The sequence below is a fragment of the uncultured Mucilaginibacter sp. genome (assembly GCF_903913935.1).
Taxonomy (GTDB): Bacteria; Bacteroidota; Bacteroidia; order Sphingobacteriales; family Sphingobacteriaceae; genus Mucilaginibacter.
The window spans coordinates 1-8644 of record NZ_CAIWNH010000269.1 but is presented as its reverse complement, the minus strand read 5'-3'; the positions used below and the strand labels follow the sequence as shown (position 1 = coordinate 8644).

Below are 8644 nucleotides of genomic sequence, written 5' to 3'. Positions count from 1 at the left end.
ATAACCACCTGAACCACCTGAACATGGATGAATACACCTGGAACACCGATACGGTAATAATTTCGGCAATTGCGCCTTTTTGGTATGAAAACTCCAACAAGTACGGATACATCCTCACCATAAACGTTGAAAACCTTTTGAAATGAACGACGTAAAGACGCGATGCATCGCGTCTTTACGATTTCTGTTAAAATCAAACCTTGCCTGTTTCTGCCAAATAATCAACAACTTATCGCCAAAACCTCAATTGCAAACCCCAACACCAACAACAACATATTTTTTTGCAAAAAGTATAAAATTCCCACAAAAACTTCTTACATTTGCAGCCCCGTAATAGCGGGTAATTTATTAAAAATCAAAGTATAACAATGCAACAGTACGAAATCGTGATCGTTCTAACCCCGTTGTTATCAGTTGATGCTGCTGCCGAAGGCATTGCCAAGTTCAGCAAAATCCTTACTGATAACGGAGCCGAAATTGTCCAGGAGGATAATTGGGGTTTGAGAAAACTTGCGTACCCTATCCAAAAAAAGACGACAGGGTACTATCACTTAACTGAATTCAGGGCTCCGGGTGATTTAATTAACAAACTGGAGATCGAATTAAGGCGCGACGAGCGTGTTTTGCGTTTCCTCACTATCGCTTTGGACAAACATGCCATCGCTTACAATGAGAAAAAACGCAGCGGCGCTTTCAACCAAAAGAAATCAGTTAAAACAGAGGAGGCTGCAAACTAATGGCAAACGAACAAATTAAATACGTTACCGCTCCCAAAGTGGAGGATACACGTAAAAAATACTGCCGTTTTAAAAAGAACGGAATCAAGTATATTGACTACAAAGACGCTAACTTTTTATTAAAGTTTGTTAACGATCAAGGTAAAGTATTACCACGCCGTTTAACTGGTACTTCGTTAAAGTTTCAGCGTAAAGTGGCCCAGGCTGTAAAGCGTGCACGCCACATCGGTTTATTACCTTACGTTACAGATTCACTTAAATAATCAGGAGGTAAAAAAATGGAAGTTATTTTAAAACAAGACGTAAAACACCTCGGTGATAAAGACGATGTAGTAAAAGTAAAGCCAGGTTATGGCCGTAACTACCTTATCCCTAAGGGTTATGCTATACAGGCTACTGAATCTGCACGTAAAGTTTTAGCTGAAAATCTTAAACAGGCTCAGTTTAAACAAGAAAAGATTCGCAAGGATGCTGATGCTATTGCTACACGTTTAGAAGGTGTGAAATTAACCATCGGCGCCAAAGCAGGCGAAACCGGCAAAATATTCGGTGCCATCAACACTATTCAAATTGCTGACGCTTTGAAAAAAGAAGGCTTTGAGGTTGACCGCCGCCGTATCACTTTTGACCAGGAGCCAAAATTTGTTGGTGAATATATTGCCAACGTTAACCTGCATAAAGAAGTAAAAGTTCAGGTACCTTTTGAAGTGGTAGCTGAATAATTTGATTTCGCCTGCCTGCCGAAGGCAGGGATTTCGGAATTAGAGATTAGGATATTTAAAGGTGTTTTGCAATGCAAAACACCTTTTTACTTTTGGTAAAATAAATTCAATATTTCCGTCCTTTGGAATAAAAAACAATTCCGAAATCGAAATTCCGAAATCCGAAATTCATCGCTACGTAAATATTCTGGTACGTTTTGCAGCAACTTGCGCTATTCTGGATAAATTCATCTACTTTTCATAAAAATATTCCATCTTCATCAGCATGAAAAAATTCTCACTAATAGTAGCAATTTTATTTGGCGCTGTTTATTGCGCCTCTGCCCAATATTATAATAATGCACCTACTGCTAAATTTGGCATCGGCGTAAGTTCGGGATTTGCTACGGGCGCTGCCTCAGGTGTATTTCCTGAAGCAGGTGGCATATCCCTGAACCTGGAACTGCCCATTGATAAATCACCTTTAAGCTTTTTGGTAAGCACCGGTTATACTTTCTATGTATCAGGCGGCGGTTATTCTTTTGATTATTATGGCTACGGATATGGTGCATCAACTTATGTGAGCGGCGATGTAGCCTCGTTTATACCCGTTGAAGCCGGCCTTAAATTGCGGTTTGCGCACAGGCTTTTTGTTGAAGGCCTTGCCGGTGTATCATTCAATGTTAATGCCTACCCTTCGGATTATACTGGCAAAGCTACTGCACTCATTTACTCACCCGGACTGGGATATAGTTTCCCTATGGACTATAACGGCAGATCAAATTTGGATTTAAGCCTGAACTATGAAAACCGGCAGGAGCCCGGAGGCGGTTACAGCCAGGTGGCTTTAAAGGCGATATGGAACTTTAAGTTATAATTGGCTAAAATATAACCGGCATGGCAAATAAATTGCTGTGCCGGTTTTTTTCATTGATCAAAGGCCGTGGTTTTTTGTATTTTTAACCGATGAAAACTTCCAGAGCTAAAGCTGCTCCAAATAGAAAATCAGGCGTCTCCAATTCAAAAGGGATCTTCAAAGGCGGAATCTTCAGGCTTATTTTTCGGATACTGAAATTGGTGATCATCGTTTTTGTGGTAGGCAGCGTTTTTTTTGTGGTGCTGTTCCGTTTTGTTAACCCGCCTGTTACCTATTTGATGATTGAACGGGGTTTTGAGCGCAAAAGTGCCGGTAAAGAATGGAAGATAGACAAGAAATGGATCAACTTTGATGAAATTGCGGACCCCATGAAACGCGCCGCCGTAGCCGCGGAAGATCAAAAGTTCCTGGATCATTTTGGTTTCGACTTTAAAGCCATGGAAGCGGCTATTGATAAAAACGCGCATAGCCATAAATTGCAGGGTGGCAGCACCATCTCACAGCAAACAGCCAAAAATATTTTCCTTTGGCAGGGCCGCTCCTATTTACGCAAAGGGCTGGAAGCCTGGTTTACTATATTAATTGAAACGTTCTGGAGCAAAAAGCGCATTATGGAAGTCTATTTAAATGAAATAGAAATGGGCGACGGCATTTACGGCGTTGAAGCCGCTTCGCAGGCCTATTTCCATAAATCCGCCCACGACCTTACCAATTACCAGGCAGCGGCCATTGCCTCCATTTGGCCCGACCCGCTCAAATGGTCGCCCACCAACCCAGATGACCACTTGCGGCACCGGCAATATTTGATCAGGAAGAATATGCGAAGATTGGGGCCGCTGGATTTTTAGCCCCCCGGCCCCCTAAAGGGGGAGTTTAATATCTGATATTCTGACCATTTCCTTTTGTTCCCCCTTTAGGGGGCTAGGGGCCTATTTATATTTCCAATTCCTTGTCTTCCCCTATCCATTCCACGGCTGTTTCCATCCGTTTCAGGCGGGTAGCTTCGGTTTTGGCATCTACAATCCACTCCAGGTATTCGCGTTTGGCTGATGGGCTGAAATCATAATAAACTTCCAGCGCTTTTGGGTTGGCACCTAACAGCTCGGCAAAATCAGCGGGCATTTCAATCGGGGCTTTTGGCGCCGTTTCTTTTTTAACCGCGGGCTTTTTATTGCCGGCCTCGTTTAACAACATAGCCTGTTTTATAAAATCCACCAAAATTTCGTCAGCTGGCAGGTCGCTTAATCTGGTGATCTTTCCAAAACTACCAGCCGTGCCGTCTTCCTCCTTTATAAATTTACACGGATCGTCCAATTGCTTTTGCTTCCAGAAGCCAAAGCCCATATGCTCCTTAAAAGCAGCCATCTGGCAAACTGAACCCTTATAATCAAAAAACGGAAAACCCCATTTCATGGTTTCGGTTAGCAAGGGCGAGGTTTCATGCACCAGCTTCCTTAACTAGGCTAATATCGGTTTTGCAAAGGGTGCGGCTTTTTCATTATAAGCGTCTACCCTGCTATCATATTGTTCCGTAGCTTAAAGATAATTACCAAAAATTAATTCAGCAAATCTATAAGGGCGGGGTGATGCTTAGTTAAAAACTGAGTGAACTTAAATTCAGCGAAATTATGTTGATAAAAAGGATCTTCGGTGATGATCTGTTCCAGTTCTTCAGCAGACCCAGCAACTGAAATGATGATACCGCCTGTCCGGGGAATTTTGGCTCCGGAAGCTACAAAGAGTCCCAAATTGTAATATTTATCCAAATATTGCCGATGCGCAACAATGTATTCGGCCAACTGTTCAAGAGGGACTAAATAGTTTAAATCAATGATGAACATATCATATTTGTTATTAAACCACCAAATTCCCAAACAGTAGCATATGCCAACTGTCCTTAAACGGCACTTCCCATTTGCTTTGCAGTTGGGTTAGGTCTTGTGCCATCTTGTTGAACACATTAAAAAGCTGTCAAATAAGGTTTTCTACTAACTTCAGCAGAAGTTGTTTATTTATACTGCTCTCCTCACTTTTATCGTAAAGCGTTATAAAGTTAATGTCGATGCTATCGCTTGTTTGACTTACAAGATAAGTTATTACCCGATAACCTCCACTTTTCCCTTTATTTTTGCTTTTTATCGCAAGCCTCACCTTATAAATCCCAGCCCCCAAGTCATCCCCTTGTTTGGGATTGTCGATTAAACTTTTTTCCAAAATTGCCAAATCGGCTTTTAAAGAAGCATGTTTCTTTTTCAGAATTTTTGCTTTTCGAACAAATAAAGAAGAATATCGTATCTTATTCCCCATTTAAATGTCTTCAAGAGTTAAGGACGGGATTTTACCTTCCCGCATTAGCTTAACTTCTTTAATTGCCTCCACGATTTCCAAAGTAAGGTCATTTTCTTTTGGTAATGGTATAACTTTTGCCTTAAATTTTTTTAAAATAGTTAACACCACTTCGGCATCGCTATCTTTAACCTGTACAGTGAATGTTGTCATATACAAATCTAATTATAATCATACACTTATCAAATCCCTGAATAACTGGATATGCCAGCTATCCTTAAAAGGCACTTCCCATTTGGCTTGCAGCTCGCTTAAGTTTTGTACCATGTTGTTAAACACAATGGTTTCGGTATTGATGCTGCCTTGTTTGATCAGGTCTTCAAAAACATGGCGCGGCGCCGAAAGCACTTCACTGCCTTCGCGGTAAGCCAGGTTAAACCGATCGAGCAGGTTGATGTTGAATTGTTGTTGCATATCCTTAATAAAACGGACAGATTTATCAATAGAACAACCACTAGCGCCTGCCTGGCTCTCGTCAACGGTTAAAATTAAAAAGCGGTTGTACCTTACTTCTCCCTTTGCTTTTAGCTGGTTATTGTGCGCTGTCCAGCTGGTGGCAAAGCTGTCGAGTTCGTTTTGTATCAGCTGTACTTCCCTGTCCGATAGCTCCCTGTCGGCCTGGTAAACCCAAACCCTTGAATTTTCTGAAAATTGCATGCACAAAGCTATGCATTTTATTAATTAAGGGATTAACTTTGTTGTCATGTTAATATCAGATACCCAATATCCACGTTATTAACAGGATAAGCCAATTTTTACTATGGATATTAAAAAAGTACTTATAACCACCGCATTTATTATTGCTTTATCAACCAGTTATGGGTTTAAATATCATTTTGATGAACAGGACTGGCTCACTTATACCAACCGCTGTCTTGCACAATCCTACGACGCATCAGGCGACAGTAAACTGAAAAAAGTGGAGTTTTTTTTAACACCTGATTCTTTTATCCGCCTGCGCAAAACCTATGCAAAGGGCAAACAGGAATATTACTCCTTTAACTTACACCAAATGAATGATTTTGATTACCTGGGCAACAGCACTACAGGTATTTTGGAATTTAAAACCCATGCGGATGACATCATTGTACAGACCTATAACGACCGCCATGGCGATGTGGATTCCATGACCACTGTATTGGACATCCCTGTGAAGAACATGGAACCTGAACGTTTGGACAGCCTGCACGAAGCTTTAAATTATTTTAAAGCGAAACGGCTATAATCCTGCTAATATGAATTTTAAGAAAGAAAACGGAAATTTAATATTGAATAATGAATCTTGAATGTCAAATTTCGAAGTTTTAACTTCAATATTCGGCGTTCGACATTTGGTGTTCGTTATTACCTATTGGCTTAAAGTCCGTTCGCTCTCACGGTAATCTCCGCAATATCCAGCACCTGTATTTCCTGTTCTTTATTCTCATTTTTCACCCCGTCGCTTAACATCGTCATACAGAAGGGACAGGCAGCAGCAACCACGCTGGCTTTTGATTCCAGCACGTCGGACATCCGTTCAATATTGATATCTTTCTTGCCTTTTTCGGGTTCCTTAAACATTTGTGCACCGCCGGCGCCGCAGCATAAACCGTTGGATTTGCAGCGTTTCATCTCTACCAACTCCGCATCCAAAACTTCAAGGGCTGCACGTGGTGCCTCATAAACATTGTTGCCACGGCCCAAATAGCAGGGATCATGATAGGTAATCTTTTTGCCTTTAAAGCTTTCGCCGCCTTCGGCTTTTAACTTGCCTTCGTCTATCAGCTGCTGTATCAATTGCGAATGGTGAATCACTTCGTAATTGCCGCCCAGTCCGGGATATTCGTTTTTTATGGTATTAAAGCAATGCGGGCAGCCGGTCACTATTTTTTTGATCTCATACGCATCCAGTACCTGGATATTGGCCATCGCCTGCATCTGGAACAGGAATTCGTTACCTGCCCGTTTGGCCGGGTCGCCGGTGCAGCTTTCTTCGGTACCCAGCACGGCAAAACTGATGCCCACATGATTCAGGATTTTGCAGATATCGCGCGTAATTTTTTGTGCACGCTCATCAAAACTGCCGGCACAGCCCACCCAAAACAAGATCTCGGGCTTTTTGCCTTCGGCAGCCATTGCGGCCATGGTGGGGACTTTTATTTCATTCATAAATTTATCATTGCTGTCATTGAGTCATCAGGTCATTAAGTCATTGTAGCGCAGGCGAAAAAATGACTTAGTGACCCAATGACATAATGACTATTCTTTCCAGTTCAACCTATCCGCGCTGCTATACTTCCAGGGCGCTCCATTATTTTCAACGTTGCTGAACATATTGTTTAAACTTGCAGGCGCCTGCGACTCTTCCATTACTACATAGCGGCGCATTTCGGTAATAATCTCAAGCGGGTTAATATTTACCGGGCAGGCATCTGTACAGGCATTACAGGTAGTACAGGCCCATCATTCCTCGCGGGTGATATAATCGTCCAACAGCGACTTACTATCCGTAAAATCTTTGCCTTGTTTGTCAATGTTGTTGCCCACTTCAGTGATCCTGTCGCGGGTATCCATCATAATTTTGCGGGGCGATAGTAATTTACCAGTTTGGTTAGCCGGGCAAACTGAGGTACACCTGCCGCATTCGGTACAGGTATAAGCCTCCATCAGGTTTTTCCACGTGAGGTCGGTAACATCTTTGGCGCCGAAGCGGGCCGGTTCGCCGGTCACTTCTGGTACAAATGAGGGATCAAGCATGGCCTTTACTTCACTGGTAACCGATGCCATATTGGTAAACTGGCCTTTCGGATGCAGGTTGGAATAATAGGTATTCGGAAATGCCAGCAGGATATGAAAATGTTTTGAATAGGGCAAATAATTTAAAAATGCCAGGATCCCGATAATATGGAACCACCAGCACCCCCGTTCTATCATTTCGAGCGAATCGGCGCTGCTGGGCAGTAAAGGTGAAATAAAAGAACTAACCGGGAAACTACCCGCTTTGATATAATGTCCGAAATTCAACAACTGCAACTTGTGGTCGGCAGCGTTCATGGTTAAAAAGGCGGACATTAACAGTATTTCGATAATGAGGATATAGTTGGCATCGGATTTTGGCCATTCGGTCATCTCCACGCCGCTAAAACGCTTTAAACGGGCAATGTTACGCCGTGAAAGGAAAGTAACGCAGGCAAAAAGCACCAACAAGGCTAATATTTCAAAACCGCCGATAAGCAAATCATAAAGACCGCCCAGGGGTTTTGAGAAGATCCGGTGCGTGCCAAAAACGCCATCGATCATGATCTCCATCACCTCAAGGTTGATGATGATAAAACCCACATAAATAAAAAAGTGCATCACCGCGGCAAGCGGCCTTTTTACCATTTTGGTTTGACCAAGGGCTATTTTTGCCATCGTTTTCCAGCGCAATGCCGGGTTATCTGAGCGGTCGGTGTCTTTACCCAAAAGGATATTGCGCCTTATTTTACCAGCGTTTTTGCTGAACAAATAAATGGCGGCGGCAAGGATAATAATAAAAAGGATCTGTGCAATCATTATGCGTGCATAGTATTTTTCAAATATAGTGGAATTGTTGGAAAGTTGGAATGTTGCAACGTTGGAATGTTATTTTTATCGTACCTAAAAAACTGACTTAATGATTTTGAATTTATTTTATTATTAAAACGCCTTAAAGAGAGGGGGTTAACTAACCTTACAACATTCCAACTTTAGAACATTTCAACGCCTTCAATCTTTTTTCAAAAAAAATTAAGGTAATATAAAAAAAACGCTACATTTGCAATCCCGAAACGGACGGTATCATAGCTCAGTCGGTAGAGCAAAGGACTGAAAATCCTTGTGTCGCTGGTTCGATCCCAGCTGATACCACATAAAAAGCCTCTTAGATCATTTCTAAGGGGTTTTTTGTTTGTATGGGTACAAAAATGGGTACACTTTAATGCCTCGAATAGATTATTGTAAATCTTTACTTGCTAACTGGCGTT

At 42.0% G+C, this 8644-nt stretch carries 12 protein-coding genes, 1 tRNA gene and 1 pseudogene; 7 read left to right on the top strand and 7 right to left on the bottom strand.

Going from position 1 to position 8644, the window contains the following annotated elements; all coding sequences use genetic code 11:
• Positions 1-368: 368 nt before the first annotated feature.
• The 5 genes from rpsF (at position 369) to mtgA (ending at position 3163) form a co-directional block, all read left to right on the top strand.
• Positions 369-737 carry a 30S ribosomal protein S6 gene (gene rpsF, locus QZY09_RS10610; protein WP_295672180.1) on the top strand — a complete coding sequence of 123 codons (369 nt, stop codon included), beginning with the start codon at positions 369-371 and terminating at the stop codon, positions 735-737.
• Positions 737-1000, top strand: a complete 264-nt coding sequence (rpsR, locus tag QZY09_RS10605) for a 30S ribosomal protein S18 (protein WP_295672178.1) — start codon at positions 737-739, stop codon at positions 998-1000. Before rpsF ends, rpsR begins: the two co-directional genes overlap by 1 nt.
• Positions 1001-1015: 15 nt before the next feature.
• The gene (gene rplI, locus QZY09_RS10600) at positions 1016-1459 is read left to right on the top strand and encodes a 50S ribosomal protein L9 (protein ID WP_295672176.1); all 444 of its coding nucleotides are present in this window, start codon (positions 1016-1018) and stop codon (positions 1457-1459) included.
• 265 nt (positions 1460-1724) lie between these two features.
• Positions 1725-2315 (top strand): hypothetical protein, encoded by a 591-nt coding sequence (locus tag QZY09_RS10595; RefSeq protein WP_295672174.1) that lies wholly within the window; start codon positions 1725-1727, stop codon positions 2313-2315.
• A gap of 89 nt (positions 2316-2404) precedes the next feature.
• Positions 2405-3163: a monofunctional biosynthetic peptidoglycan transglycosylase gene (gene mtgA, locus QZY09_RS10590; RefSeq protein WP_295672172.1), complete on the top strand. Its 759-nt coding sequence runs from the start codon at positions 2405-2407 to the stop codon at positions 3161-3163.
• An 85-nt stretch (positions 3164-3248) separates the two neighbouring features.
• Here the strand turns inward: mtgA and QZY09_RS10585 are convergent, their stop codons facing one another.
• The 5 genes from QZY09_RS10585 to QZY09_RS10565 all read right to left on the bottom strand — a co-directional run bounded on the left by QZY09_RS10585 (position 3249) and on the right by QZY09_RS10565 (position 5318).
• A complete protein-coding gene (locus tag QZY09_RS10585) occupies positions 3249-3761 on the bottom strand; it encodes a YdeI family protein (protein WP_295672171.1) in 513 nt (170 codons plus the stop codon).
• 110 nt (positions 3762-3871) lie between these two features.
• Positions 3872-4156, bottom strand: a complete 285-nt coding sequence (locus tag QZY09_RS10580; RefSeq protein WP_295672169.1) for a YciI family protein — start codon at positions 4154-4156, stop codon at positions 3872-3874.
• Positions 4157-4286: 130 nt separating this feature from the next.
• Positions 4287-4622 carry a type II toxin-antitoxin system RelE/ParE family toxin gene (locus QZY09_RS10575; protein ID WP_295672167.1) on the bottom strand — a complete coding sequence of 112 codons (336 nt, stop codon included), beginning with the start codon at positions 4620-4622 and terminating at the stop codon, positions 4287-4289.
• Positions 4623-4814, bottom strand: a complete 192-nt coding sequence (locus tag QZY09_RS10570; protein ID WP_295672165.1) for a hypothetical protein — start codon at positions 4812-4814, stop codon at positions 4623-4625.
• A gap of 18 nt (positions 4815-4832) precedes the next feature.
• Positions 4833-5318, bottom strand: a complete 486-nt coding sequence (locus tag QZY09_RS10565) for an ABC transporter ATPase (RefSeq protein ID WP_295672163.1) — start codon at positions 5316-5318, stop codon at positions 4833-4835.
• Between the two features lie 103 nt (positions 5319-5421).
• On the opposite strand from QZY09_RS10565, the gene QZY09_RS10560 reads away from it, so the two are divergent.
• On the top strand, positions 5422-5886 hold the full coding sequence (locus QZY09_RS10560) for a hypothetical protein (RefSeq protein WP_295672161.1): 465 nt from the start codon (positions 5422-5424) through the stop codon (positions 5884-5886).
• 131 nt (positions 5887-6017) lie between these two features.
• On the opposite strand, the gene QZY09_RS10555 is transcribed toward QZY09_RS10560, so the two are convergent.
• Both QZY09_RS10555 and QZY09_RS10550 read right to left on the bottom strand, forming a co-directional pair.
• A complete protein-coding gene (locus QZY09_RS10555) occupies positions 6018-6809 on the bottom strand; it encodes a (Fe-S)-binding protein (protein WP_295672159.1) in 792 nt (263 codons plus the stop codon).
• A gap of 90 nt (positions 6810-6899) precedes the next feature.
• Positions 6900-8195, bottom strand: a pseudogene (locus tag QZY09_RS10550) (4Fe-4S dicluster domain-containing protein).
• A 260-nt stretch (positions 8196-8455) separates the two neighbouring features.
• Between QZY09_RS10550 and QZY09_RS10545 the strand changes: the two are divergent.
• Positions 8456-8528: transfer RNA gene (locus QZY09_RS10545), tRNA-Phe, on the top strand.
• Positions 8529-8644: the final 116 nt, after the last annotated feature.

Bases quoted from the DNA above. Each gene is read 5' to 3' on its own strand.
- mtgA (WP_295672172.1), top strand. From the start codon at position 2,405: ATGAAAACTTCCAGAGCTAAAGCTGCTCCAAATAGAAAATCAGGCGTC.
- QZY09_RS10580 (WP_295672169.1), bottom strand. From the start codon at position 4,156: ATGTTCATCATTGATTTAAACTATTTAGTCCCTCTTGAACAGTTGGCC.
- QZY09_RS10570 (WP_295672165.1), bottom strand. From the start codon at position 4,814: ATGACAACATTCACTGTACAGGTTAAAGATAGCGATGCCGAAGTGGTG.
- QZY09_RS10555 (WP_295672159.1), bottom strand. From the start codon at position 6,809: ATGAATGAAATAAAAGTCCCCACCATGGCCGCAATGGCTGCCGAAGGC.
- QZY09_RS10575 (WP_295672167.1), bottom strand. From the start codon at position 4,622: ATGGGGAATAAGATACGATATTCTTCTTTATTTGTTCGAAAAGCAAAA.
- rpsR (WP_295672178.1), top strand. From the start codon at position 737: ATGGCAAACGAACAAATTAAATACGTTACCGCTCCCAAAGTGGAGGAT.
- QZY09_RS10560 (WP_295672161.1), top strand. From the start codon at position 5,422: ATGGATATTAAAAAAGTACTTATAACCACCGCATTTATTATTGCTTTA.
- rplI (WP_295672176.1), top strand. From the start codon at position 1,016: ATGGAAGTTATTTTAAAACAAGACGTAAAACACCTCGGTGATAAAGAC.
- QZY09_RS10595 (WP_295672174.1), top strand. From the start codon at position 1,725: ATGAAAAAATTCTCACTAATAGTAGCAATTTTATTTGGCGCTGTTTAT.
- QZY09_RS10565 (WP_295672163.1), bottom strand. From the start codon at position 5,318: ATGCAATTTTCAGAAAATTCAAGGGTTTGGGTTTACCAGGCCGACAGG.
- rpsF (WP_295672180.1), top strand. From the start codon at position 369: ATGCAACAGTACGAAATCGTGATCGTTCTAACCCCGTTGTTATCAGTT.